Here is a 26,282-nt window from a genome sequence, read left to right on the forward strand (position 1 = left end):
GCCCCGCGCCCCCCCGGGGGCCCGGGGGGGGCGGGGGGGCCGGGGCGTCCCCCCCCCCCCCCCCCCCCGGGCCCCCCCCCCCCCCCCCCCCGGGGGGGGGCGGGGGGGGGGCGCCCCCCCCCCCCCCCCACGACGAGCAGGCGATCGACGACGCCGACAGCCCTGTGGTGGCGAGCACCGTCTACCAGCGCGATGACATCGTTGTCCGGCTGATGGACTGCCGTGCGCCCCTGGACTCGGCCGCGTCCTCGATCCTTGGAGTCTCCGGCCCGCTCAAAGCCCCGGTCCTCGGCCGGCTCATCGAGACCAGCGGCTGCGGCGAGCTGCGGACCGAGCGCGAGATCACGCGTTTCATCGCCCACGCGGACATGCGGATGATCACCGATCGACCGGCCCCCGCCACCACGCCTGCACCGGCTTCCTGAACCTGCCGGCCCCGTTCGGGGGACCGCCCCCCCTTCCGGCGCGCCTGCGACCCCGCCGCACCGCCCCAACCTCGTCAGCATCAACGCCACCTGGAGGAAGGCATCATGACCAAGCCCCACCCACGCATCGTGGACCTCAGCGAGACCCAGCCCAACCGCCGGCGCGGGGGCGATCTGCGCGCCATGCTCACCCCCACCGCGGTCGGCGCCACGAGCGGCTTCATGGGCCTGGCCATCATGGAGCCGGGCGAACGCATCGGCGAGCACTACCACCCGTACTCCGAGGAGTTCGTGTACGTCGTCTGCGGCAAGCTCGAGGTGGACCTGGACGGCGAGCCGCACCCGCTCAAGCCCGACCAGGGACTGCTGATCCCCCCTCACATGCGCCACCGGTTCCGCAACATCGGTGACACCGAGGCCCGCATGGTGTTCCACCTCGGCCCGCTGGCCCCGCGGCCGGAACTCGGCCACGTGGACACCGAGGGCACGGAGGACACGGGTCAGGCCGGTCCGCCCGAACGAGCGGAGAAGGTTTCGTGACCCGCCGCGTGGCGGTCACCGGCGTCGGCGTCGTCGCCCCGGGCGGCGTCGGGATACCGGCGTTCTGGGACATGCTCGCGGCCGGGCGTACGGCGACGCGGGGCATCACCCTCTTCAACCCGGAGGGGTTCCGCTCCCGTATCGCCGCCGAGTGCGACTTCGATCCCGCAGCGCATGGGCTCGACCAGGAGACGATCCGACGCGCCGACCGGTACGTCCAGTTCGCGATGGTGGCAGCGGACGAGGCCCTGCGCGACTCCGGCGTCGACCCCGAGGCGGAGAACCCCTGGCGCATCGGGGTGTCCCTGGGCACCGCGGTCGGTGGCACCACGCGGCTCGAGCACGACTACGTCGCGGTCAGCTCGTCCGGGCAGCGCTGGGACGTGGACCACCGGCAGGCGGGTCCCCATCTGCACCGGGCGTTCTCGCCGAGCGCGCTGGCCTCCGAGGTGGCCGAGCGGATCGGCGCCCGCGGACCGGTGCAGACGGTCTCCACCGGCTGCACCTCGGGGCTGGACGCGATCGGGTACGCCTTCCAGGCGATCGAGGAGGGCACGATGGACGTCTGCGTCGCGGGCGCCTCGGACTCCCCGATCTCCCCGATCACCGTGGCCTGCTTCGATGCGATCAAGGCGACGTCGCCCAACAACGACGACCCGGAGCACGCCTCCCGTCCCTTCGACGCCCACCGCGACGGCTTCGTCATGGGCGAGGGCGGCGCTGTGCTCGTCCTGGAGGAGATGGAGCACGCCCGTGCGCGCGGGGCGACCGTCTACTGCGAGATCCGCGGCTACGCCACCTTCGGCAACGCGTACCACATGACCGGGCTGACCCGTGAGGGCCTGGAGATGGCCGAGGCGATCAACTGCGCCCTCGACCACGCCCGTATCAACGGTTCGGACGTGGACTACGTCAACGCCCACGGTTCCGGCACCCAGCAGAACGACCGTCACGAGACGGCGGCGGTGAAACGGTCGCTCAAGGACCACGCCTACGAGATCCCCATGAGCTCCATCAAATCGATGGTGGGTCACTCGCTGGGCGCGATCGGCGCGATCGAGGTCGTGGCCTGCACCCTGGCCCTCGACCGCCAAGTGGTGCCGCCGACCGCCAACTACGAGACGCCCGACCCGGAGTGCGACCTGGACTACGTGCCCCGGACCGCGCGTCAACTCTCGCTGCGCACCGTGCTCTCGGTCGGCAGCGGATTCGGCGGCTTCCAGTCCGCCGTGGTCATGACGAGAGAAGGCGGGAGGACAGGATGAGTCCCCAGCACAAGCGCCGTTCGGTCGTCACGGGCATCGGCGTCGTCGCCCCCAACGGGGTCGGCACCGACGCCTTCTGGAAGGCGACCCGGGAAGGCGTGAGCATCCTCGACCGGGTCACCCGGGAAGGGTGCGAGGACCTGCCGCTCCGGATCGCGGGCGAGGTTCGCGGGTTCGACCCGGCGCTGCTGATCGAGGAGCGCTTCCTCGTGCAGACCGACCGGTTCACGCACTTCGCGATGGCCGCGGCCAATCTCGCTCTGGAGGACTCCGAGCTCCACCAGGCCGACCACGGCGGCTCCCCGTTCGCCGTCGGGGTCGTGACCGCCGCGGGTTCGGGCGGTGGCGAGTTCGGCCAGCGGGAACTGCAGCGGCTGTGGGGCAAGGGGTCGACGTACGTCGGCCCGTACCAGTCCATCGCCTGGTTCTACGCGGCGAGCACCGGCCAGGTGTCGATCCGCGGCGGCTTCAAGGGGCCGTGCGGTGTGGTGTGCAGCGACGAGGCCGGCGGTCTCGACGCGTTCGCCCATGCGAGCAGGATCATCCGCAACGGCGCCCAGGCGGTCGTCGTGGGTTCGGCCGAGGCACCGCTGGCCCCGTACTCGATGGTGTGCCAGCTCGGCTACAACGACCTGAGCCGGTCCGGTGACCCGGCGCGGGCCTATCTGCCGTTCACGGCCGACGCCTGCGGGTTCGTCCCGGCCGAAGGCGGCGGCATGCTCGTCGTCGAGGAGGAGTCGGTGGCCCGCGGGCGCGGCGCCCGGGTCCGCGGGGTCGTGGCGGGGCACGCCGCGACCTTCACCGGCGCGGGCCGGTGGGAGCAGTCGCGCGAGGGGCTGGCCCAGGCGATCCGGCTGGCGCTGGACGACGCGGGGCTGGCGGCGGAGGACGTCGACGTGGTGTTCGCGGATGCGCTCGGCGTACCGGAGGCGGACCGCGCGGAGGCGCTGGCGATCGCGGACGCACTGGGCACCCACACGCGGCGCGTGCCGGTCACCGCGCCCAAGACCGGTACGGGCAGGGCCTATTGCGGCGCTCCCGTGCTGGACACGGTGGCCGCGGCCCTGGCGATGGAGCACGGTGTCGTGCCGCCCACCCCCAATGTCGTCGAGGTGTGCCACGACCTCGATCTGGTCACCGGCGTCGCTCGCGTCGCGGAACTCCGTACGGCGCTGGTGCTCAGTCGCGGACTGATGGGCAGCAACTCCGCGCTCGTGCTGCGGCATGCCGCCGACACCCCCCGTTGAGAACCGTCGCGACTCACGAAGAAGGAGAAACCGTCATGACCGCTCAACTGACCTTCGACGAGCTGGCCGCGCTCATGAAGTCCGGCGCCGGCCTCACCGTCGATCCGAGGGAGCTGGAGAACGAGCCGGACGCGACCTTCGCCGGATACGGCCTGGACTCGCTCGGCCTCCTCGGCATCGTCGGCGAACTGGAGAACCGGTACGGCGTACCGATGCCCCAGGACGCCGAGAAGAGCAAGACCCCGCGGGACTTCATCAACCTCGTCAACAGTGCACTGACCTCAGGAGTTTGAGATGCCCGGACATACCGAGAACGAGATCACGATTGCCGCTCCCCTGGACCTCGTCTGGGAGATGACCAACGACCTGGAGAACTGGCCGCAGCTCTTCAGCGAGTACGCGTCGGTCGAAGTGATGAAGCGTGTGGGTCAGAAGACGACCTTCCGGCTGACGATGCACCCCGACGAGAACGGCAAGGTCTGGTCCTGGGTCTCGGAGCGGACGATGGACCGCAAGGGACTCAAGGTGAAGGCGCGCCGCGTCGAGCCGGGCCCGTTCAAGCACATGGACATCAAGTGGGAGTACGCGGAGGTGCCCGGCGGCACGCGGATGCACTGGACGCAGGACTTCGCGATGCGGCCCGAGGCACCGGTCGACGACGCCGGGATGACGGACATGATCAACCGGAACTCCAAGATCCAGATGGAGCTCATCCGGGACAAGATCGAGCAGCGCGCCCGCGAACGCGGTGTGCACGGCGCGCCCGTCCTTCCCAACTGAACCAGCGGGACCGGCCGGCGACCGCACCCCTTCCGCGCGGAGCCGCCGGCCGGTCCCGCTCCCCCCGGGGCCCGCACGGGCTCCGGGGCCCGTACGCAGCATGCCGTCACTTCCGCAGCAGGCCCGTACAGACGAGGTGAGGACCCTTCATGCAGCACCGTGCACTGATCGTCGCGCGTATGTCGCAGGACTCGGCCGAGGACATCGCCGAGGTCTTCGCGGCGTCCGACCGCGGTGAGCTGCCGCATCTGGTCGGCGTCACCGGACGCAGCCTGTTCCAGTTCGGTGATGTGTACATGCACCTGATCGAGGCGGACCGACCGCCCGGCCCCGCCGTCGCCAAGATGGTCGACCACCCGGAGTTCCGGGGCATCAGCGAGAGGCTCTCGGCCTTCATCAACCCCTATGACCCGGCGACCTGGCGCAGCCCCAAGGACGCCATGGCACGTGAGTTCTACCGCTGGGAGCGCGACGGAACCGCGTGACGTGGAGCCGGAGAGCCTGGAGGTACGCCCGACATGGTGCTTTACGACGACCGACCGGCCGACCCGCCGGCCGAGCGACCGCCGGAGTGGGTCCGGTGCGCGCGCTGCGCCGGCCTGGTGTACGGCAAGCGCTTCGGCAGAACGCTGAGCGTGTGCCCGGACTGCGGCTGGCACGCCCATCTGACCGCGCCCGAGCGTCTGGACCAGCTGCTGGATCCGGGTTCCGCATCCCCGGTTGCGCATGTGGAGCCGCTGCACGACCCGCTGGGGTTCCACGACACCCGGCCGTATGCGGAGCGGCTCGAGGACGCCCGGGCCACGACCGGTCTGCGGGAGGCCGTGATCTGCGTACGGGGCCGTATCGAGGGCCGGCCGGTGGTCGTCGCCGCGATGGACTTCCGCTTTCTGGGCGGCAGTCTGGGGTGCGGAGTCGGCGCCCTGATCGCCGAGGCCGCCCGCACGAGCCTGCGCGAGCGTACCCCCCTTCTGCTGGTGACCGCGTCGGGCGGCGCCCGTATGCAGGAGGGCGTGCTGTCGCTGATGCAGATGGCCAAGACGTCCCAGGCCATGGCGGAGCTGGACGAGGCGGGCGTCCTCACGATCTCGCTGATCACCGACCCCACGTACGGCGGTGTGGCGGCGTCCTTCGCCACGCTCTCCGACGTGATCATCGCCGAACCGGGTGCCCGGCTGGGCTTCGCGGGGCCGCGGGTGATCGAGCAGACGACGGGAGAGCGTCTGCCGGAGGGCTTCCAGACCGCCGAATTCCTCCTGGAAAACGGCATGGTGGACGATGTCGTACCCCGGTCGGCCCTGCGTCCGACCCTGGCCCGGCTGCTGTCCCTCGGGTCTCTTCGGCGCCCGGACGCGGATCGCCCGCCCGCAGAACCAGGGGCGATCGTCCGCGACGCCGACCAGGTGCACCAGAGGGAGGCATGGGACGCCGTCCGGCTCGCCCGGCACCCCAACCGTCCCACCTCGCTCGACTACGCGGACCAACTGCTCGACGACTTCCACGCGTTGCACGGCGACAGGCTGGCCGCGGACTGCACCGCGATCGTCGGAGGCCCCGGCCGCCTCGGCGGGCGCCCGGTGATGCTGATCGGGCATCACAAGGGCGGCCCTGGGCTGGCCGAGCGGCAGCACCACCAGTTCGGTATGGCGACCCCGGCCGGCTACCGCAAGGCGGCCCGGCTGATGCGGATGGCCGACAAACTCGGCCTGCCAGTGGTCACGTTGATCGACACCCCGGGCGCCAACCCCGGCCCGGAGTCCGAGCGGAGCGGCCAGGCCAACGCCATCGCGGAGAATCTGCGGCTGATGTCCCGCCTCCGCGTACCGGTCGTCGCCGTACTCATCGGCGAGGGCGGCAGCGGCGGGGCGCTCGCCCTGGCCGTGGCGGACCGGGTGCTCGTCCTGGAGAACGGCGTGTACTCCGTGATCAGCCCCGAAGGGTGCGCGGCCATCCTGTGGAAGCAGGCGGACGCGGCACCGGCGGCAGCGGCCGCTCTGCGCCTGGACGCGCGCGAGCTGCTGCGCATGGGCATCGTCGACGGCGTCGTTCCGGAACCGGTGGGCGGTGCCCACCAGGACCACACGAAGGCGGCCACGCTGCTGGGCGCCGCGCTGCACACGGCCATGGACGAGCTCACCCCATGGGAGCCGGGCCGGCTGATCCGTGAACGGAGAAGCCGGTTCGACCGCTTCGGTGTCGAGGCGAGCATTCCCGTCGGAACCGGAGGAGGTTCATCGTGACGCTGGACGCCAAGAAGGAGCATCATGAGAACGGTCAGCGCGTGCCGTTCACCGGGAACGGCTTTGCAGGCGCCGACCTCACGCCCCTCGCGCACGCCAACCTGGAGTCCGTCTGCCACAGCGTGATGGAGCTGGCGAAGGCCGCACCGAGGCCCCCGCTGAAGATCAAGCTTCAGCACGGCCATATGACCGTGGAGATGGAGTGGCCCGACCCGGCCGCAGCAGCCCCGGCGCCGCCGGACGGACCGAGCCCGGAGACGGTCGCTCCGCCGGCCTCGCTGCAGTCCGCCACCGGAGCCGCCACGGCCGCAACAGCCTCCACGGCTGCCACGGCCGCCGGGGCCGCAACTGCCGGACGAGTCCCGGCGGTCGACGACCTGACGTATCTGATGGCACCGACGGTCGGCACCTTCTACCACGCACCGGAGCCGGGGGCCCCGCCGTTCGTCTCGGTCGGCGACACGGTCAGGCCCGGCCAGCCCATCGGCATTCTCGAGGTCATGAAGATGATGAGCACCATCGAGGCCGAGGCGGGCGGACGGGTCGTGGAGCTGCTGGTCCAGGACGGATGTCCGGTGGAGTTCCAGCAGCGCCTTGTCGCCCTGGAGTCGCTGTCAGAGGCGGAGGCCTGATCCAATGTTCAGTACCGTGCTCGTCGCCAACCGGGGCGAGATCGCCCTGCGGATCGCCCGGGCCTGCCGTGAACTCGGCATCAGAACGGTGGCGGTGTACTCCACAGCGGACCTCGACTCGGCCGTGGTGCGCTTCGCCGACGAGGCGGTGCACATCGGCCACTCGCCCTCGAAAGCCAGCTATCTGAACGCGCCCGCCATCATCGAGGCGGCCAAGCTCTCCGGCGCCCAGGCCATCCACCCCGGCTACGGATTCCTGTCCGAGGACCCCGACTTCGCTGAGATCTGCGAAGGATGCGGCATCACCTTCATCGGCCCCTCCCCGGAGGTCATCCAGCGGCTCGGCGACAAGGCCGAGGCGCGCGCGGCCATGGCGGAGGCGGGCCTCCCGGTGCTGCCGGGCAGCACCGGCGCGGTGGCCACGGCGGCGGAGGCCAAGGAGATCGCCCAGCAGACCGGATATCCCGTGATCCTCAAGGCTGTTGCCGGCGGCGGCGGGCGGGGCATGGCGGTCGGGCGCGACCCCGACGAACTGCTCGCCGCGTACCGCGAGACGCGCGCGCACGCGCGGGCGGTCTTCGGCGACGACCGGGTGTACCTGGAGCGGTTCATCGAGGACGCTCGCCATGTCGAGGTCCAGGTCCTCTGCGACCGGCACGGTGCCGCGGTCCACCTCGGCGAGCGCGACTGCTCGGTCCAGCGCCGGCACCAGAAGCTCGTCGAGGAGGCGCCGGCACCCAATCTGCCGGCGGAACTGCGCACGGAGATGTGCGAGTCGGCCGTACGGGGCGCCCTGGCCGCCGGATACGTGGGAGCCGGCACGTTCGAGTTCGTCGTGACACCGGCCCACGAGTTCTATCTCATGGAGATCAACTGCCGGCTTCAGGTGGAGCATCCGGTGACGGAGATGCTCACCGGGATCGACATCGTCCGGGAGCAGATCCTCATCGCCGCCGGCCTGCCGCTGAGCATGCGCCAGGAGGACATCGCACCGCGCGGTGCGGCGATGGAGTGCCGCGTCAACGCGGAGGACCCGCTTCGTGGCTTCGCCCCCACCCCGGGCCGCCTGACCGAATTCGTGCCGCCCGGAGGACCGTTCGTCCGGGTGGACACGCACAGCTTCCCGGACTGGCTGGTCGGACCGGACTACGACTCGTTGCTGGCGAAGACCGTCGTCTGGGCGCCGGACCGGGAGCAGGCGATCGCCCGTATGGACCGCGCCCTGGAGGAGTTCCGCGTGGACGGTCATGGCGTACGGACCACGATCGGTTTCCTGCGGCGGACGCTGGCGCGCCCTGAGTTCCGCGCCGCACAGCACACGACGGGACTGGTGGGGACGATGCTCGACGCCGAGGAGGGCGAGCGGCACGAGGGCGGGGCGGCGGACGCGCCGAGCGCGGCCTAGCGCAGCCCGTATCGGAGCCGGTTGCGGCCCGGCCGCCCGTTCCACCGCGACCGCGTTCGATCCCGCGTTCCCCTGCGTTCTCGCGGGCGCAGACTTTGCGCCGGGCAGTTCTCGCGGCGCAGACAAGAGGCCGGGTGCCGGAGAGATCCTCTCCGGCACCCGGCCTCTTCCCGCTCACCTCGTATCACCTCATACGTCGCTCAACTCCCGTGACCGGCCGCGCTCACCCGCCGGCACGGTGCTCTCGAGCGCGTGCAGATACGCGTTGACCGGGTTCACCGCACCGACCTGCAGACCGGCATCCGTCATCCGGCCGACCAGGCTTTCCCGGGTGTGCTTCGCACCGCCCACATTGAGCAGCAGAAGCAGGTCCATGGCGGTCGTGAACCGCATCGACGGGGTGTCGTCGACAAGGTTCTCGATGACCACCACGCGAGCCCCTGGGCGTGCGGCGCCGACGACATTCCGCAGGGTCCTGCGCGTACTGTCGTCGTCCCACTCGAGGATGTTCTTGATGATGTACATGTCCGCCTGTACCGGCACTTCCCGGCGGCAGTCGCCGGGAAGGATCCGGGCCCGGGAAGCGAGAGGGCCACCCTCCTTGAGCCGCGGGTCAGCGTTCTCCACCACTTCGGGCAGGTCGAGCAGCGTCCCGCACAGCTCCGGATGCCTCTCCAGCAGACTGGCGAGGACGTGCCCCTGGCCGCCTCCGATGTCGACGACCGAGGTCACCCCTGTGAGGTCGAGGAGTTCCGCGACCTCCTCCGCGGACTGCCTGCTGGAGGTGGTCATGGCCCGGTTGAACACATGGGCCGACTCGGGCGCGTCCTGGTGGAGGTAGGTGAAGAACTCCTTGCCGTACAGATCCGGGAAGACGCTCTTCCCGGACCGCACCGCCTCGTCCAGCCGGGGCCAGACGTCCCAGGTCCACGGCTCCGTGCACCACAGGGCGATGTAGCGCAGGCTGTTCGGCGCGTCGTCCCGCAGCATCCTGGACATGTCCGTGTGAACGAACCGCCCGTCCCCGGTCTCTTCGAAGATCCCGTAGCAGGACAGGGTGTGGAGCAGCCGTCGCAGCGGCTGCGGCTCGGCCTTGATCGCAGCCGCCAGCTCCTCCGCCTCGGCGGGCTCGTCGTCCAGGGCGTCCGCGACGCCCAGGCGTGCCGCGGCCCGTACGGCCGCGGCACATGCCGCCCCGAACACCAGCTCCCGCAGTCGCATGGCCGGCGAGGGGGTGGGACTTACGGTGGTCATTCCGCTTCCATTCTTCCGGTGAGGCCCGCTCCGGGATCCCCGCTACGGGAGTCGGCAGAGGCCGGCGGGCTTGGAGACCAGGCACACGTTGTTGATGAACCGGTTGTTGTGCCCCGGCTGCTGGTCGACCAGGTCCGCGGGCCGGTTGCCGAGCGCCACGTTGTAGCTGATGACATTGCGCTCGTTGGGGGCGCCCACGAAGCTCTTGAACAGGACGATGCCGCCGGACAGCGGGGATTCGCCGCGGTTGTTGCGGACCACGTTCCGCGTCACCAGCGTCTTCTCGGTGCCCGTGAGCACGATGCCGGAACCCTGGATGTACGGGAGGCGGCTGTTGCCGGGGCAGTACCGGTTGTTCCGCTCCACGACGTTGTAGCGGATGGTCATGTCACCGGCCGGCGGGGTGCCTTCGTCGCCGACGACGAACACGCCGCCGCAGTTCCCGTTGATCCGGTTGCCTTGGACGGCGAGGTTCCTGACGCGGCGGAGGGTCACGCCGATCCGGTTGCCCACAAGGCGGTTGCCGGTCACCCGTGCGCCCCTGGTGTCCAGGCCTCCGCCTTCACGGTCGACCGTGTTGGCGATGAAGATGCCCGACTCCTTGTTGTCCCGGGCGACGTTGGCACGGAACCGGCCGCGGGTCGACCACTCCTGGGCCAGACCCCACTGACCGTTGGTCCGGGCGTTGACCCGGGTCACGCTCAGCCGGTCGGTCCGGGAGGCCCACAGGCCGTTCTTCCTGTAGTCGGTGAGGGTCAGATCGCGGATGCTGACGTCCGCGACCGGACGGCTGGCCCGGCCGATGACACAGATGCCATTGCCGTCGGCGGCGCAGGTGCTGACGGACCGCCGGGCGGACTTGCTGCGGTTCGCACCCGTCAGTACGGTGTCCGGGCCCGCCCCCCGGATCGTCAGATCCGAGGTGGTGATCAGCACGCTCTCGCGGTACGTACCGGGCTTGATGAAGATGGTGTCGCCCGGCCTGGCACGGTCGACCGCCTGCTGGATCGACTGTCCGGGGCGCACCACGTGCGTGGTGTGGCGCGCGCTGGGCGCGGCGCTGGCTTCCGCGGGCGCGGCTGCGCCCAGACTTGTGACTATGACGGCGGTGGTCCAACCGAGACACTTAACATGGCGTTTTGTCATGAAAGCGAAGTTATTGCCGATTTGGACGGCTCGCCACATTTCGTAGTCGAACGGGTGCGCACCGTATGCGGCTGTGAGCCATGCGCATCTAGGGCGACGGCGTCCTACCCCGCTCTTCGCTCCCGGTCTCCCCGCTCTCCGGCGGAGCGACGGGCTGCGGACCGGAGCCCCGATCCGCACGCGGCTCGGGAGCGGTCGGCCCGCCCGGCATCTCTGCCGTGAGCCACGCCGCGAGACTGGGCGGCAGGAACCAGGGTCGAACACCGGGGACGGTCACATGAGGCCAACGGTGTGACACTCCCTCGCGACACCCGTCGGGGGCCACGAGGCGCGCAATGCCACCCGAACGGCTTCAGGGGAACACCGCCGAACCGGTCGCCAGGGTCTCGTACCGCACCCGGTCCACTCGGGGCCCGTGCGGCAACGAGCCGCTCAGTTCCCGTACGGCAACGAGCCGCCCAGGCCCCGCACGCTACGGAGCCGCTCGGCACCGTAGGCAACAAGCCGCCCAGGCCCCGCACGCCAACGAGCCGCTCAGCGCCGTACGGCGCGATCCGCTCGGGACCCGGATACGGCGGTCCGGCGATGCGGTGCGCGCGGCGGTCCCTCAGGGCTTGCGGCCCACCACGCCGTACTGGGCCACCTCCTCCGCTCCGGCAGGGCCTCCGGGATCGGGCCGCCAGCGGGCGCAGGAGACGATCCCCGGCTCGAGGATGTCCAGCCCGGCGAAGAAACGCGCCAGGTCCTCCTTGCCGCGGGCGACGATCGGGGGTGTGGCGTTGTCGTTCCAGAACCGCATGGCCTCGGCGTTCGCCTCGCCTCCCAGCTCCAGCGTCGGGTGGGTGACGACGAGGTGGCTGCCCGGGGGCATGGCATCGAGCAGCCGGTCGACGATGGCGCCGGCCTCGGCGGTGTCGAGGATGAAGTTGAGGATGCCGAGCATCATCACGGCCACGGGACGGTCGAGATCCAGTGTCCGGGCGGCGGCCCTGAGGATCGTGTCCGGGTCGTGGGCGTCCGCGTCGACGTAGTCCGTCGCGCCCGCGGAGGAACCGGTGAGCAGGCGGCGGGCGTGGGCCAGGACGATCGGGTCGTTGTCGACGTAGACGATGCGTGACTCGGACGCGACCCGCTGCGCGACCTCGTGGGTGTTGTCGACCGTGGGCAGTCCGGTACCGATGTCCAGAAACTGCCGGATCCCGGCCTGACCGGCCAGATACCGCACGGCGCGGCCGAGGAACGCCCGGTCGGCCCGCGCCACCTCGCCGATGCTGGGGTACATCGAAGTCACCCGGTCACCGACCTCACGGTCCACCAGGTAGTAGTCCTCGCCCCCCAGCCAGTAGTTCCAGACCCGCGCGTTGTGCGCGAGCCCTCCCGCGCTCCTGGCCAGATCCGCCGGTCCCCCGCCGTTCTCGGTCACGTTCCGCCTCCCGACTGTTGCCTTCATCATGCCTCTCCGCGGAACGGCCATGCCAGCGGGCCGAGTTGGGCTCTTCGCCGTGGGCCGACGGCGTCGGCGGGGCCCGTGCGCCGGTGGCGCCGTCAGTCGCTCACCTCGAACCACACCGACTTGCCGCGCCCGCTTGGTGACTTGCCCCAGGCGGCGGCCATGGTCTCGACGATGACGAGGCCGCGGCCGTGCTCGGAATCGGTGTCCGCCTCGTCCGTGAGCGTGATGGGCGCGGGCATGGGCGGCCGGGGGTCGGAATCCCGTACCTCCACCCGTATCCGGTCGGGGTACTCACGAAGCCGTACGTCCACGTCGCTGTCGGCGTGGATCAGTGCGTTGGTGACCAACTCCGTGGTCAGCAGCTCGGTTTCACGGCACAGTTCGACCCGTCCCCAGTGCCGCAGGGCATTGTTGACGAAGCGCCGGACCTCCTTGACGGCCTTCAAGTCGTGGCGCTGGACGGACATCCGGGTCACTCGGCGCTGAGTGCCGGGGAGCGCACCGTCGTAGCGCGCGAGCAGCAGAGCGACGTCGTCGTCGCGTCGCCTCGCCTCGCCGCCGGTGATGGCGGTGAGCCGGTCGGCCAGCTCCTCCAGGCGCTGGCCGTCGTCGTCGTGCAGGACATCCCCGACGCGCCGCATGCCCGACGCGAGATCCAGCGTGTGCGAGTGCACCAGGCCGTCGGTGTAGAGCGCCAGGATGGTGCCCGGCGGCAGCACCATTTCGCCGGAGCTGTACGGGATGTCCGGTGTGACGCCGAGCGGGACGCCGGTCGGTATGTCAGGCGTCACCGCGTGCCCGCCGGGGCTGCAGATCACCGGGGCGGGATGGCCGGCGCAGGAGACCTCGGCGGTGCCGGCGGCGCAGTCGATCCACACACAGCAGCAGGTGGCGAAGAGGTCGGTGCCCAGCTCCGCGAGCAGCCGGCTGGTCCGGCCCAGCACATCGGCCGGGCCGTGGCCCTCGGCTGCGTAGGCCCGTACGCCGCTGCGGATCTGGCCCATGACGGCGGCACCAGTGGGACTGTGGCCCTCGACGTCCCCGACGACGAGTCCGACCTTCCGGTCCGGCAGAGTCAGGACGTCGTACCAGTCACCGCCCACCGATCCCCCGGCCGCGGCGGGGAAGTAGCGGGCGGCGGTGTCCAGTTCGGCGATATGCGGGAGTTTGTGCGGAAGCAGACCCTGCTGCAGGCCCTGGGCCAAGGCGTGCTCGGCCTCGAAGAGGCGCGCGCGCTCCAGCGACTGCGCCAGCAGCCCGGCCATGGTGACCAGGGCCGACCGCTCCTCCGCGCCGAAGCGGCGGGCGAGGGCGAAGCCGAGTACCAGGGTTCCGATCCGCTGGCCCCCGCTGATGAGCGGCAGCAGAGCGCTCGCCTCCATGTCCTGGGCGAAGGGGCCGAGACTCGCCCGGGCCGGGCCGCTCCCGTCCTCGAGGAACAGCGGCTCCTCGGGCGCCGGAACGTGCTGGTCGGCGTCGTCGCCGCCCGGGGACACCCGGGTCAGCGGGCGGATCGTTTCCGGCGGATAGCCGGCGTACCCCACCACATACGGTCGCCCGGCGTCGAAGGTGAGGACGGCCATGCGCTGTGCGCCGACGGGCTCCATGATGCGGTTGACCACGGCCTCGATCACATCGGTCAGCCGCGAGGCCTCCGCGAGCGCGGACGCCAGTTTGTACACGTGGTAGAGGAGCGACACACCCGAGGCTTCCGCATCCGCGTACTCGTCCCGGTCGGAGGTCTGCCGGTGTTCGGGCAGCAGGAATACCGGGGCCGACGCCCCGCGCACGGCGACGTATTGTTCTCCGATCCTCTCCAGCTCGCGCGCGAGGTCCGCCGCCACGCCCGAGCAATAGGACAATTCCTCGTACGGAATCTCGCGCGGCCCCCGCGGGGGCACCCAGAGCATGGTGAGCACCGCGGAAATACGGCCGAATGCCCGCACCGGCGTGGACACCACCGTGTACGAGAAAGGCATGGTCACGTCGAGTCTGGACGGGAGATTCAGGGATTCCGGGTGGGAGAGCACTGCTTGTTTACCGGTGCGTTTCGCCTGCGCCGCCGTATATCTCTCGTCATCGACCGACATTCGCTCCACGGTCGTGAAGATGGACAGCGGACCGCCGACCACGACAGCCGCGGACAGCGCTCTGCCTCCCTCGACGGGGACATAGGTGATGGCGCTGCTCGCCCGGAGGCGGTCAACTGCCGGGCGCAGCACGGCGGCCAGCGCCACGTCCGGGCCCTGCGCAACGGTCTGCGGCCCGGGCGATCGCTGTCTGCGTCCGGCGTGCAGTGACCGCCGGTGACCGTGATCCATCATGAAGGTGCTCCGCACATGCATGGGCGGACGGCCTCGCGTACATGGTCTCACAAGGCCCTTCACGGCACCTTTGATCCTTTCGCGAGGCATTTGCGCATGTGAGGCCCACCACATCGGCTGCCGGACCGCGTCGGGAGCGAGGGCGGGGCATGAGGCTGGGGGGCCACCGCCGGACTCCGTCCGGTCCGTTCCCGCACCGTGTGCAGGGCGGCGCGCACCGAGCTCCGAGCGCGGTACGGGCGAGGCCTGAGCGGGGCGCAGCACGGCCCGCGGCCGGCGCAGCGAGCGCTCGGGGCGCCGGGCAGCGCGGATCCGTCTGCCGCGGCCCGCCCTGCGAGGTGCGCCCGGGCCGGACGCCTCCGTAGCCGGCGGTTCCGCAGCACCGCTGCCCGCAGTGAAGCGCGATCGCGGAAGTCTCAGCGCCGCGCCGAGCGAGCCGCATCCAGAAAGGCACGACAGACCATGGGCCCCTTCGGAAGAGCAGTGGCTTTCACCGCCCTGTGCGCCGCCCTCCTGCCGGTGACCATGTCCGCGCACGGAACTCCGGCCGTTGCCGACGGAAACGCTGCGACGGGCCGCCCGAGTACGGCGGGCCGTCCCGATGCGGCGATTTCCGCGGCGCTGGAGAAAGCGGGAGCACTGTCGTCCGGATATCTCTCCGTCGCCGTTCTGGACCTGGACAGCGGGGCCTCGCGCGAATACGCGCCTGCGGACCACTTTTTTGCCACCGCCAGCATTGTCAAGGCCGATATTCTGTCGGCGCTTCTGCTGAGAACCCAGGACGAGGGCCGTACGCTCACCGCTCCCGAGCGCGACAACGCCGATCGCATGATCCGCGCCAGCGACAACGACGCGGCCACGTATCTCTGGAACCGGATCGGCGGAGGAGCCGGTCTGGCGAAGGCCAATGAGCGGCTCGGACTCGCCGCCACCACACCCGGCCCGACCTGGGGGGTGACGACCACGACCGCCTCCGACCAGCTCAGGATCCTGCGGGCCATCAGCACGAACGACTCCCCGCTCACCCCCGGGAACCGCGCTTTCCTGCACGGTCTGATGAGCCGGGTGCAACCCGACCAGGCGTGGGGCGTCTCCGCCGCCGCCGACCCGGGGTCCGCCACGGCACTCAAGAACGGCTGGCTGCCGCGCAGCGCGACGGGACTGTGGGTGGTGAACAGCATCGGCGAGGTCCGCCACGACGGCCACCGGTTGCTGGTCGCCGTCGTCTCCGACAGCCACCGCACGATGGACATCGGTGTCCGGCAGGTGGAGGCCGCGGCCAGAGCCGCCACGGATGTGGTGATGAACTCGGCCTGACACCTGCCCGTTGGGGCAGCGCCGCTGCACGTACCCTTGGCCGCCACCCGGTTCAGTCCAGGCGGCGCAGGAACTCCGCCGCCACCGGGCCCGCGTCCTTGCCGCCCGAGCCGCCGTCCTCCACCAGGACCGCGAAGGCGAGGTCGCCCCGGTAGCCGATCATCCACGCGTGTGTGCGCGGTGGGCTGCCGGTGCCGAACTCCGCGGTACCGGTCTTCGCTGCCGGGTTCCCGGAGATGCCGCGCAGAGCAGTGCCCGAGCCCTCGGTCACGACGGCCCTCATCAGAGTTCTCAACTGCCCTACGACGTCCCGGTCCAAGGCCCTTGCCGTGCGGTGCCGGGCCTTCACCGCATCCGGTACCAGCACCGGCTGCCTGAACGAACCCGACCGGACGGTGGCCGCGACGGACGCCATGACGAGAGGGCTCGCCTCGACCCGCCCCTGGCCGATCATGCTCGCGGCTCGCTCCTCGGCGGCCGTTGCCTCGGGCACGCTGCCGTCGAAGGTCGCCGCCCCGACGTTCCAGGCGCCTCCGATGCCGAACTGCCCGGCGGCCTCGGCCAGTCCGGCGTCCCCGAGCCGGTCCGCCAGGCCGATGAACGCGGTGTTGCAGGACTGGGCGAAGTCCCTGCGGAAGGTGGTGCCCGAGGGCAGGTCGAACTCGTCCTGGTTCTGGAAGGCCCGGCCGCCCGCAGTGACCGTACGGGGGCACGGAACCGCGCTGTCCGGTCCGATCCCGGCCCGCAGCAGGGCCGCTGTCGTGACGACCTTGAACGTGGAGCCGGGTGCGTAGCGGCCGCTGAAGGCACGGTTCTCAGCGGAGTCGGGGGTGTTGGCCACGGCCACGATCTCGCCGCTCGCCGGTCGCAGCGCCACCAGGGCCGCCTTCTTCCTCACCGCGGCGAGGGCCTTCTCCGCGGCCGCCTGCGTGTCCGGATCGAGCGTGGTCCGGACCGGTTTCCCGGCCTTCGCGGGACTGCGGTAGAGCGGCGGCCCGGCTTCCTCCACCTCGTTGACGGCGCGGACGGTGATGGACGGCCGTCCGGCGAGCTGCTTCTGGTAGCGGTACTGGAGTCCTGCCGTCCCCACCTCGTCGGTGCTTTCGGCGTACGGCCCGGCGTTCCTCAGCGTACGGTCCGTGGCGGGCTGAACCGTTCCGATCAGGGGCCTGGCCGTGGTGGCGACGGCGCGCGGGTGCTCGTAGAACTGGAACCCGGGGATGGGGAGGAGGTCCCTTCTCACCTTGCGGTACACCTCGTCCCGGAGTGTGATCACCGGGACGGCCTGGTCCGGCTTCGCCTCCTCCACACGGGACTTGAGGGCGCCGGTGTCGATGTCGGCGCCGAGAGCCGGGTTCTTCAGCGCTCGGTAGGCGCGGCCGGGGTCACTGAGCTTGGCCGGCCAGATGCGGACGTTCCACACGCTGCCCTCGGGCGCCAGGTTCGTCCCGTCCGCGGCCAGGACGCCGGCGCGGCGCGGCAGCTCGCGCTCGCGGACCAGACGCATGAACGGCTCGTCGAGGGCCGGGTGCAGGACCGACGGGGCGAAATGCACCTTCCAGCCGTCGCCGGACTCGCGTACCTCGGTACCGGATCCGTACGTCCAGGTGCCCGCGCCGTGGAGGGTGAGCCGGACGCGGAACGGCACACGCGCGGTCCCTTCCCTCTTCCCGTCCTCCCTTCCCCCCGGGGTGAACTCCGCCTTCTCCAGGTCGAGTTCACCGCGCAGACGCGTCAGTTCGGCCTCGGCCCTCCTCGGGTCGTCGGTGTACGAGGCCGCCTTCCTCTCGTCGCCGCCGGCCCAGGCGGCGAGAAAGGACGCCGCAGCCTTCGCGGCCGGGTCCTGGTCGGAGTCGCAGCCGGCGATCAGGCTCGCGATCACGGCCGCCGCGAGTGCCGCCGCGCCGGCGCGGGCGGTGGGAGCGGTGCCTGGGTGCCGCATGAGCGCTCTTCTCCTGGGTCGAGCCGATGGGATCGGACGCTGAGAGGGGAACCCGGGCGGACGACGGCTCCTGGTGCCCGGGTCCGGCGGAGTCGGCCCTGCGGACCCTGCCACACCTCTGTCGACACAGGTGCCCCCGCGCAGTGGCGTCCCGCCGCTCCCCGCCGGATTTCACCCGGCGACCGAGGAGGGGGCTCGGGGGTGCGCCCCTGTCCGCCCCGCCCCGCCCCGGCCCGGCCCGGGGCGGGACGGGACGGGGCGGGACGATCCCCGGCGGGGTGGAGGTGTCCGGCCCGAGCGATACGGCGGGTCGGCCGGACAACCCTCCACAGCCGAACCGGAGTCCGTCTCACCATGGACGAACCTGTAACCGCGACGTCGCCCCGCACCGTCCGGCGCCCGATCATGTCGCAGTGGTGGACCGACGTGACCTTCCTGCACTGGCCCGCCGACCCCGCCTCCGTCGCCCCGCTCCTCCCCCACGGCACCCGTCCCGACCTCTTCGAGGGCAGGACGTACGTCGGTCTCGTGCCGTTCCGGATGGAACGGGTCGCGATCGGCCGCCGCCCGGCACTCCCCTATCTGGGCACCTTTCCGGAGACCAACGTCCGGCTCTACAGCGTCGACGAGCGCGGGCGGCGCGGCGTGGTCTTCCTGAGCCTGGACGCCGCCCGTCTGCTGCCGGTCCTCGCCGGGCGCGCGGGGTTCCGGCTGCCGTACCGCTGGTCGTCGATGCGGATCTCCCGTAGCGGGAACCGCATCACGTACACCGGAAGGCGGCCGGCCTTCGCCCGGCGCCGTACGGGCGGGCGTGCCGGGGCGTACCGCGTGCGGATCGAGGTGGGCGAGCAGATCGGCGAGCCGACCGGGCTGGAGACGTTTCTGACCGCGCGCTGGGGACTCCACGTCGACTGGTTCGGGCGCACCCTCCACCTGCCGAACGCGCACCCCACATGGCCGCTCCGCACGGCCACGCTCCTCGGCCTCGAAGAGGAGGTGATCGCCTCGGCCGGGCTGCCCGCGCCCGCGGGACCACCGTGCAGCGTGTTGTATGCGCCGGGGGTCCCCGCCGTGTTCGGGGCACCGACGGGCGCGACGCACTGAACCACCGCCCGCCTTCGCAGGGCTGCCGCTCCGCCGCGGACCTCCGCACCACCCCGCAGCGGCTCTCCGTTCCGCTCGCCGCAGACGCTCGCCGCAGACGCCCGCCCCAACGCCCGCCCCAACAGGCTTTGGCGGAGAGGGAATTCGACGGCGTTCCGGTGGCTGCCGTGGGCGGGATCCGGCAGATTGGGCGCCATGACGAATGATCAGGTCCCCCCGTCGGGCATCGACACCAGCCTGCCGCACTCCGCCCGCATGTACGACTACTGGCTCGGCGGGAGCAGCAATTTCGCAGCCGACCGGGCTCTTGGCCAGGCATTCGAGCAGGCGATCCCCGGCATCAGGACCATGGCCCGGGAGAACCGGCGCTTCCTGGGGCGGGCGGTGCGCTGCATGGTCGAGGAGGCAGGGATACGCCAGTTCCTCGACATCGGAACCGGTATCCCGGCCCCGGGCGACACCCACTCGGTCACCGGGATCGTCGCGCCGGACAGCCGGGTGGTCTGCGTGGACAACGACCCGATCGTCAACGCGCACGCGCAGGAGCACGCCCGGAAGACGGCGACCGGCGGCGCGTCGTCGCGAACGGTCCACGTGCAGGCGGACCTGAGGCAGCCGTAGGAACTGCTCCGGTCTCGGGACCTCACAGCCGCACTCGACCTCGACCGTCCCGTGGGACTGCTGCTGATCGCGGTACTGATGCTCCTCGACGACCAGGACGACCCCTGGGCGAGCACGGCCGTACTCCTCGACGCCCTCCTGCCCGGCAGCCATGTCGCCATCACACACCCGAGCCAGGACTTCAATCCAGCGACGATGGGCGAGGTCGTCAAGGCCGCGGAACAGGGGCACATGACGCTGGTCCCCCGCGAACGGACCCTGGTGGAGCGGTTCTTCGGCGACTGGGAACTCATCGAGCCGGGCGTGGTGCCCGTGATGGGCTGGCGGCCGGACGGCGACCTCCCGGACGACCCCAACGGGGCGTACTACTGGGCGGGCGTGGCGCGCAAGCCGTCCTGAACCGCCGGTTGCGCCCGGGCCCCACCCGGGCGCAACCGCGGGTTGATAGGTGACCAAACAGTCACCTATCATCGATGGCATGGACGCCGTGTTCCGGGCACTCGCCGATCCGACCCGGCGGAGCCTGCTCGACGAGCTGTTCCGCGAGGACGGCCAGACACTCAACGCGCTCGCGGAACGCTTCGCCTCGATGACGCGCTTCGGCGTGATGAAGCACCTGAAGCAGCTCGAGGAAGCTGGACTGGTGGTCACCCGGCGGCGCGGCCGCGAAAAGCTCCATTTTCTCAATCCGGTCCCGATCCGGCTCGTCCACGACCGGTGGGTGAGCAAGTACGCGGAGCCCTGGGCGGCGGCGCTCAGCGGCCTCAAGAGCAGACTGGAGAGTCCCATGGAGAAGGTTTTCGAGATCTACATCCGTACGACTCCGGAACGCCTCTGGGAGGCGATCACCGACGGCGAGATCCGGAGCAAGTACAACTTCGGCGTCCGCGTCTCCTCCGACTGGACGCCCGGATCGCGGTTCGAGATGGCCCACCCGAGCGCCGAGGGCCTTCTGGGCGAGGGGGAGAACCTCGAGGTCGATCCTCCGCGGCGGCTGGTCCAGAGCATGGTCGCGCTCTGGAGCGACGACGTGAAGAGCGAGGGCACCTCGCGAGTCACCTGGGAGGTCGAGCCGGTCGGCGACTCCTGCCGGCTCACCGTGACCCACGACCAGCTCCGTGAGGGCGCCAACGACGAACTCTACGGCGGCTGGCCGATGATCCTCTCCGGCCTCAAGACCTGGCTGGAGACGGGCGAGCAGCTCACGACGCCCGGATCGATGATGTACGGCTGAGTCCTGGGCGGAGATGCACGGCTGAGTCCTGGACCGGGCCGTGCCCGGCCCGAGCCGTACGCCCGCACCGCGCCGCGCCTCCGCGCCGAGCCGTACGCCCGGACCGCACCGCACCGCGCCGCGCCGCGCCTCCGCGCCGAGCCGTACGCCCGGACCGCACCGCACCGCGCCGCGCCTCCGCGCCGAGCCGTACGCCCGGACCGTGCCGCGCCGCGCCTCCGTGCTCAGTCGCCCGCCCGGACCCGACACCGGGCTCCGGCGGCCAGGGGACGAGGCACCCGCATCCCTGCCTCTCCCCGCCCGACTCGGCCTTCGCGCCGCGGTGCCCGGACGCACAATGGCCGTATGAGCCCGCACATCGACGATGTCAGCGCATCGGCGCGGATCGCCGACCCCGGTGAGGGAATCAGCCGGGAGGAACTCGCGCTGGCAGCCCGCAACCACGCGCTGCCACTGGAGGCTCTCCGCTACGACGTGACCCCGCCGGGACTGCACTATGTACTGACCCACTACGACATCCCGGCCGCCGACCCCTCGACCTGGCAGCTCACGGTCCAAGGCGACGTACGCCGCCCCCTGGCGGTCTCGATGGACGACCTCCGGTCGCTGCCCTCGACCACGGTACGCGTCACCATGGAGTGCGCCGGCAACGGCCGGGCCGATCTCACACCGCGGCCGGTGAGCCAGCCCTGGCTGGTCGAGGCCGTGGGCACCGCGGAGTGGACCGGGGTGCCGCTGCGCACACTGCTCGCCGACGCCGCGCCCGGCCCCGGTGCCGTCGAGGCGGTCTTCACCGGCGCCGATCACGGCGTGGAGCGGGGCGTCGAGCAGGACTACGCGCGCAGCCTGCCGCTTTCGGTTGCGGCCGGACGGGACTCGGACGTCCTGCTGGCCTACGCCATGAACGGCCACCCGCTGCCGCCGCAGCACGGCCACCCGCTGCGGCTGGTGGTCCCCGGCTGGTACGGCATGGCCCATGTGAAGTGGCTGCGCGACATCAGGATCACGGACACCCCCTTCACCGGTTTCCAGCAGGCCGAGGCGTACCGATTGCGGCAGGACCCCGGCGAGGCGGGCGAGCCGGTGACGCGGATCGCGCCCCGTTCGCTGATGATCCCGCCCGGGTTCCCGGACTTCATGTCGCGCTCGCGCGTGGTGCGCCCCGGCACCGTGCGGCTGGAGGGGCGCGCCTGGTCGGGCCTCGCACCCGTGACGAGCGTCGAGGTGAGCACGGACGACGGCGGCACCTGGGACACCGCCGACCTCGACCCCGCGGGCGGAGCCCCCTGGGCGTGGCGCCGGTGGGAATACACCTGGACGGCCGCCCCCGGCCGGTATGTGCTGACCACGCGTGCCCACGACGCAGGGGGGCACGTTCAGCCCGTAGACCCGCCGTGGAACCGCGGCGGGTTCGCCAACAACGCCGTGCAACGGGTCGACGTACTGTCCCTGCACCACCGGGGCTGACACCGTCGGCAGCGCGGCGACGCGCCGCCTGCGGATGCGGAAGCGGCGCGTTGTCCCCGGGGTGTTTCGGTCCGGGCCCTCAGGTGCACCCGTCCTGTGCCGGGGGCGACCGGAGCGATGATCCCGCAAGGAGGCGTCATGAGGGCTCTGACCTGGCACGGAAGGCGCGATGTGCGGGTGGACACGGTTCCCGACCCGCGGATCGAGCAGCCGACCGACGCGATCGTACGGATCACTTCCACCGGCGTCTGCGGATCGGATCTGCACCTGTACGAGGTGCTCGGACCGTTCCTGGAGGAGGGCGACATCCTCGGGCACGAGCCGATGGGGGTGGTGGAGGAGACCGGTTCCGGCGTGACGTCACTGGCCGTCGGCGACCGCGTCGTGGTCCCCTTCAACGTCTCGTGCGGGACCTGCTTCATGTGCGAAGCGGGCCTGCACTCCCAGTGCGAGACCACCCAGGTGCGCGAGCGCGGTATGGGTGCGGCCCTGTTCGGCTACACCAAGCTCTACGGCCAAGTGCCCGGCGGCCAGGCCGAGTATCTGCGGGTGCCCTTCGCCGACACCCTGCCGATCAGGGTCCCGGACGGACCGCCCGACGAACGCTTCGTTTACCTCTCCGACGTACTGCCCACCGCGTGGCAGGCCGTCGAGTACGCCGCGATCCCGCCCGGCGGCAGCGTGGCGGTGCTGGGCCTCGGGCCCATCGGGGACATGTGCTCCCGGATCGCGCTGCACCGCGGCGCGGGCCGGGTCATCGGCGTCGACCTCGTACCGGAGCGGCTGGAGCGGGCCCGGCAGCACGGCGTGGACGTGGTGGATCTGCGCGATCACGAAGCGGACATCGGTGACGTCATCCGCGGCATGACCGACGGGCGGGGACCGGACGCCGTCATCGACGCGGTCGGCATGGAGGCGCACGGCGCGACGGCGGCCAAGGTGGCGCAGCAGCTCGCGGGGATGTTGCCGGGCGCGGTCGGCGAGAAGGTGATGGGGCGGGCGGGCGTGGACCGCATGGCCGCGCTCCTGACCGCCGTCGACGTCGTTCGGCGCGGTGGCACGATCTCGCTGAGCGGTGTCTACGGCGGGATGACCGACCCGCTGCCGATGATGACCCTGTTCGACAAGCAGATTCAGCTCCGGATGGGTCAGGCCAACGTCCGGCGCTGGGTGGACGACATCATGCCGCTGGTCTCCGACGGTGATCCGCTGGGGGTGGAGGGGTTCGCCACCCACCATGTGCGGCTGGAAGACGCACCGTGGGCGTACCAGACCTTCCAGGCGAAAGCGGACGGCATGGTGAAGGTTCTCCTCGAACCGTGAATGCACGAATACGGGCCACACCGCAATGCGCACGAATATCTCGACGCGCGGCCGCGGGGCCCCTCGGATACCTCGTGAGGACTTCAACAAACAGCAATGCAGGGAGGTTTGAAAAACACTTCCGGGGCACCCGCATGGTTGGAGGCATGGAGGAGTTCACAAGGCCCGCAACGGTGGGCGGGAAAAGGGGAACCACTGATTGCTGGTGAGCAACTCACCAGTGCGGAACGAAGGGTGGTCCGACCAGAATCAACCCTGGTCGCACCACCTTTCCCCAACTTCGCCCGAAAAGGCACGCCAAGCGGCTCCTCGGAGAACTCCCGGGTCAGCCGGGTCAGTTCGGCCCGCTGCCCGCATACGGGCTCACGGCATTTCCCATGACGGTGATCCCCCAACAACTCGGCCGGTCCCAGGGGGAATTGCGCACATGGGGTTCGGATATCCGAGGCCACGGAGAGAGGTTGACATCCGGTCTCCTCGCGATGCACCACCGGCCTTTCCTCGGCCGAGCCGCGGCGGCCCGACCGGGCGGCCGAATGAGACCGGCCGGACGGACCGGGCCCGCGCCGTACGGGCACGGAAGTCGGCGGCCGGGCCGCGGGAAACGCCCCGGCCCAGCCGCCCATGTGCTTCTCGGACGAACCCTCCTCAGACCAGCCCCAGCATGGTCATGGCGTCGGCGACGGTCAGGAATCCCGTGATGTTCGCCCCGCTGATGTAGTCGCCCGGCTGCCCGTACTCCTCCGCGGTGGCCAGGCACGTGTCGTGGATGGTGCGCATCGTCTCCGCCAGGCGCTTGTCGGTCTCGATGAACGACCAGCGGTCCCGGGAGGCGTTCTGCTGCATCTCCAGTGCGGACGTGGCGACTCCGCCGGCGTTGGCCGCCTTGCCCGGAGCGATGGCGACATCGGCCTCCTGGAAGATGCGGATGGCTTCCGGCGTGCAGGGCATGTTGGCCCCCTCAGCCACGGCCAGCAGTCCGTTCTTGGTGAGGGAGATGGCGTCGGCCTCACCGAGTTCGTTCTGAGTGGCGGCGGGGAGGGCAAGGTCGCAGGGAAGGTCCCAGGGCACCCTGCCGCGGACGAACGTCGCCGACGGAACCTGCTCCGCGTAGGCGTCGAGCTTCCGGCGCTGCACGGTCTTGACCCCGTGGAGCACATCCAGGCGGATGCCCGCGGGGTCGTGGACGTAGCCGGTGGAGTCGGAGCAGGCCACGGCGGTGGCGCCCAACTCGTGCAGTTTTGCGATGGCGTGGTACGCGACGTTGCCGGAGCCGGACAGGACGGCGGTCTTCCCCTCCAGGGAATGGCCGCGGGCAGCGAGCATCGCGTCGAGGAAGTAGACGGTACCGAAGCCGGTGGCCTCGGGGCGGACGTGGCTGCCGCCGATCAGCAGGTGCTTGCCGGTGAGCGTGCCGGCGTCGAAGCGGTTGGTGAGCCGCTTGTACTGGCCGAACAGATAGCCGATCTCACGGGAGCCGACGCCGATGTCCCCGGCCGGCACATCGGTCTGCGGGCCGATATGCCGATGCAGTTCCGTCATATAGGCCTGGCAGAAGCGCATGACCTCGCCGTCGGAGCGCCCGGCGGGATTGAAGTCCGAACCGCCCTTTCCAGCCCCGATTCCCAGCCCCGTGAGCGCATTCTTGAAGATCTGCTCGAATGCCAGGAATTTGATGACTCCGAGGTTGACGCTGGGATGAAAGCGCAGCCCTCCCTTGTACGGACCGAGAGCGGAGCTGAATCCCACCCGGAAACCGCGGTTGACGTGCGCCCTGCCGTTGTCGTCGGTCCACACGACCCGGAACATGATCTGGCGCTCGGGTTCGCAGAGCCGCTCGAGGAGTGCCGCGTCGCGGAGTTCGGGGCGCAGGTCGAGTGCGGGCTGAATGCTCTGCAGCACCTCGGCAACGGCTTGGTGGAACTCCGCTTCCGCGGGGTTGCGCCCCACGACGCTCTCGTAGAGAGCTTCGGTGGCAGGGTTGAGCCTCATCACCGTGACGGTCCTTTCTCGTGGTTGTGCTCATCGCGATACTGCCGCATGCGCGACCGCGACGTTCCCGCCTCGCCGAAAGGCCCTGTGCATCAGCCGGTTCGGGAAATCCGTTCAGCCGTCGCGCGGCGCCCCTTCACGGCTTGAGCGGACTTCCGGAGCTTCGGAGTGTTCCGCTGGTCGTCCCGGCACGGGGCACGGCCGCCGCTTCGGCCCGTTTACACGCACCCGTGTCTACGGGCGCCGGAGCGCCGCGGCACCGAGGCGCATGTCCAAACGGCGAGTTGGAGGCGGTGCCACGGGCGTACGGCCTGGGCGCGGGCCGCCCGGGGATCAGCACGCGTCCCGCAATCGGCGGAGCACGGCGCCACCGGCGGGTCCTGCGCCGCGGGCCGCGCCGCCCTGGTCCGCCGGCCGTCACCGGCGCCGGCGCGCGCGGCGGTGACGGCGCCATCGGTACGGGAGTGTTCGGGACGGGCACGAGGCCTCCTCACGGCAGGGGCGGCGGCTGGTGCGGACCATGCGCGCGGGCGGGCCGGGATCGATGCCGACGATAGCCAGCGACACGCTA

At 71.0% G+C, this 26,282-nt stretch carries 21 protein-coding genes and 1 pseudogene; 16 read left to right on the forward strand and 6 right to left on the reverse strand.

Annotation, left to right across the window (positions count from 1 at the left end):
- Positions 1–167 precede the first annotated feature (167 nt).
- The 10 genes from AB0M26_RS23640 (at position 168) to AB0M26_RS23685 (ending at position 8,534) form a co-directional block, all read left to right on the forward strand.
- Complete coding sequence (locus AB0M26_RS23640; RefSeq protein WP_365263812.1) at positions 168–425, forward strand: hypothetical protein; 258 nt, start codon at positions 168–170, stop codon at positions 423–425.
- Between the two features lie 105 nt (positions 426–530).
- A complete protein-coding gene (locus tag AB0M26_RS23645) occupies positions 531–965 on the forward strand; it encodes a cupin domain-containing protein (RefSeq protein ID WP_365263813.1) in 435 nt (144 codons plus the stop codon).
- Positions 962–2,230 (forward strand): beta-ketoacyl-[acyl-carrier-protein] synthase family protein, encoded by a 1,269-nt coding sequence (locus AB0M26_RS23650; RefSeq protein WP_365263814.1) that lies wholly within the window; start codon positions 962–964, stop codon positions 2,228–2,230. Before AB0M26_RS23645 ends, AB0M26_RS23650 begins: the two co-directional genes overlap by 4 nt.
- Positions 2,227–3,477: a ketosynthase chain-length factor gene (locus tag AB0M26_RS23655; RefSeq protein ID WP_365263815.1), complete on the forward strand. Its 1,251-nt coding sequence runs from the start codon at positions 2,227–2,229 to the stop codon at positions 3,475–3,477. The genes AB0M26_RS23650 and AB0M26_RS23655 overlap by 4 nt, the downstream gene beginning before the upstream one ends.
- A gap of 35 nt (positions 3,478–3,512) precedes the next feature.
- Complete coding sequence (locus AB0M26_RS23660) at positions 3,513–3,770, forward strand: acyl carrier protein (protein WP_365263816.1); 258 nt, start codon at positions 3,513–3,515, stop codon at positions 3,768–3,770.
- Position 3,771: 1 nt separating this feature from the next.
- Positions 3,772–4,257, forward strand: a complete 486-nt coding sequence (locus AB0M26_RS23665) for an SRPBCC family protein (protein ID WP_365263817.1) — start codon at positions 3,772–3,774, stop codon at positions 4,255–4,257.
- A gap of 149 nt (positions 4,258–4,406) precedes the next feature.
- Positions 4,407–4,742 (forward strand): TcmI family type II polyketide cyclase, encoded by a 336-nt coding sequence (locus tag AB0M26_RS23670; protein ID WP_365263818.1) that lies wholly within the window; start codon positions 4,407–4,409, stop codon positions 4,740–4,742.
- Positions 4,743–4,775: 33 nt separating this feature from the next.
- Entirely contained in the window at positions 4,776–6,497 is a 1,722-nt protein-coding gene (accD, locus tag AB0M26_RS23675) for an acetyl-CoA carboxylase, carboxyltransferase subunit beta (protein ID WP_365263819.1), read from the forward strand.
- Entirely contained in the window at positions 6,494–7,129 is a 636-nt protein-coding gene (locus tag AB0M26_RS23680; protein WP_365263820.1) for a biotin/lipoyl-containing protein, read from the forward strand. The genes accD and AB0M26_RS23680 overlap by 4 nt, the downstream gene beginning before the upstream one ends.
- A 4-nt stretch (positions 7,130–7,133) precedes the next feature.
- Entirely contained in the window at positions 7,134–8,534 is a 1,401-nt protein-coding gene (locus AB0M26_RS23685; RefSeq protein ID WP_365263821.1) for an acetyl-CoA carboxylase biotin carboxylase subunit, read from the forward strand.
- Between the two features lie 189 nt (positions 8,535–8,723).
- Here AB0M26_RS23685 and AB0M26_RS23690 read toward each other — a convergent pair whose 3' ends face one another.
- The 4 genes from AB0M26_RS23690 to AB0M26_RS23705 form a co-directional block, all read right to left on the reverse strand.
- Positions 8,724–9,788, reverse strand: coding sequence for a methyltransferase (locus tag AB0M26_RS23690; RefSeq protein ID WP_365263822.1), 1,065 nt, complete (start codon positions 9,786–9,788; stop codon positions 8,724–8,726).
- Between the two features lie 42 nt (positions 9,789–9,830).
- Complete coding sequence (locus AB0M26_RS23695) at positions 9,831–10,817, reverse strand: right-handed parallel beta-helix repeat-containing protein (protein ID WP_365263823.1); 987 nt, start codon at positions 10,815–10,817, stop codon at positions 9,831–9,833.
- Between the two features lie 724 nt (positions 10,818–11,541).
- Positions 11,542–12,357, reverse strand: coding sequence for an SAM-dependent methyltransferase (locus tag AB0M26_RS23700; RefSeq protein WP_365263824.1), 816 nt, complete (start codon positions 12,355–12,357; stop codon positions 11,542–11,544).
- A 122-nt stretch (positions 12,358–12,479) separates the two neighbouring features.
- Positions 12,480–14,711 (reverse strand): SpoIIE family protein phosphatase, encoded by a 2,232-nt coding sequence (locus AB0M26_RS23705; RefSeq protein ID WP_365263825.1) that lies wholly within the window; start codon positions 14,709–14,711, stop codon positions 12,480–12,482.
- A 483-nt stretch (positions 14,712–15,194) separates the two neighbouring features.
- Here AB0M26_RS23705 and AB0M26_RS23710 point away from each other — a divergent pair, with 483 nt between their 5' ends.
- The gene (locus AB0M26_RS23710) at positions 15,195–16,028 is read left to right on the forward strand and encodes a serine hydrolase (protein ID WP_365263826.1); all 834 of its coding nucleotides are present in this window, start codon (positions 15,195–15,197) and stop codon (positions 16,026–16,028) included.
- A gap of 52 nt (positions 16,029–16,080) precedes the next feature.
- On the opposite strand, the gene AB0M26_RS23715 is transcribed toward AB0M26_RS23710, so the two are convergent.
- Positions 16,081–17,970, reverse strand: a complete 1,890-nt coding sequence (locus AB0M26_RS23715; RefSeq protein ID WP_365263827.1) for a penicillin-binding transpeptidase domain-containing protein — start codon at positions 17,968–17,970, stop codon at positions 16,081–16,083.
- Positions 17,971–18,324: 354 nt separating this feature from the next.
- On the opposite strand from AB0M26_RS23715, the gene AB0M26_RS23720 reads away from it, so the two are divergent.
- From AB0M26_RS23720 to AB0M26_RS23740, 5 genes and pseudogenes are all read left to right on the forward strand, one after another.
- On the forward strand, positions 18,325–19,074 hold the full coding sequence (locus tag AB0M26_RS23720) for a DUF2071 domain-containing protein (protein ID WP_365263828.1): 750 nt from the start codon (positions 18,325–18,327) through the stop codon (positions 19,072–19,074).
- 195 nt (positions 19,075–19,269) lie between these two features.
- Positions 19,270–20,094: pseudogene (locus tag AB0M26_RS23725) on the forward strand (SAM-dependent methyltransferase).
- Positions 20,095–20,173: 79 nt separating this feature from the next.
- Positions 20,174–20,929, forward strand: a complete 756-nt coding sequence (locus AB0M26_RS23730) for an SRPBCC domain-containing protein (RefSeq protein ID WP_365263829.1) — start codon at positions 20,174–20,176, stop codon at positions 20,927–20,929.
- A 345-nt stretch (positions 20,930–21,274) separates the two neighbouring features.
- A complete protein-coding gene (locus tag AB0M26_RS23735; protein WP_365263830.1) occupies positions 21,275–22,396 on the forward strand; it encodes a sulfite oxidase in 1,122 nt (373 codons plus the stop codon).
- 138 nt (positions 22,397–22,534) lie between these two features.
- Positions 22,535–23,719 carry a zinc-dependent alcohol dehydrogenase gene (locus tag AB0M26_RS23740; protein ID WP_365263831.1) on the forward strand — a complete coding sequence of 395 codons (1,185 nt, stop codon included), beginning with the start codon at positions 22,535–22,537 and terminating at the stop codon, positions 23,717–23,719.
- A 648-nt stretch (positions 23,720–24,367) separates the two neighbouring features.
- Here the strand turns inward: AB0M26_RS23740 and gdhA are convergent.
- Complete coding sequence (gene gdhA / locus AB0M26_RS23745) at positions 24,368–25,711, reverse strand: NADP-specific glutamate dehydrogenase (protein ID WP_365263832.1); 1,344 nt, start codon at positions 25,709–25,711, stop codon at positions 24,368–24,370.
- Between the last annotated feature and the right edge of the window lie 571 nt (positions 25,712–26,282).

Source organism: Streptomyces sp. NPDC051776 (assembly GCF_040681345.1).
Lineage (GTDB): Bacteria > Actinomycetota > Actinomycetes > Streptomycetales > Streptomycetaceae > Streptomyces.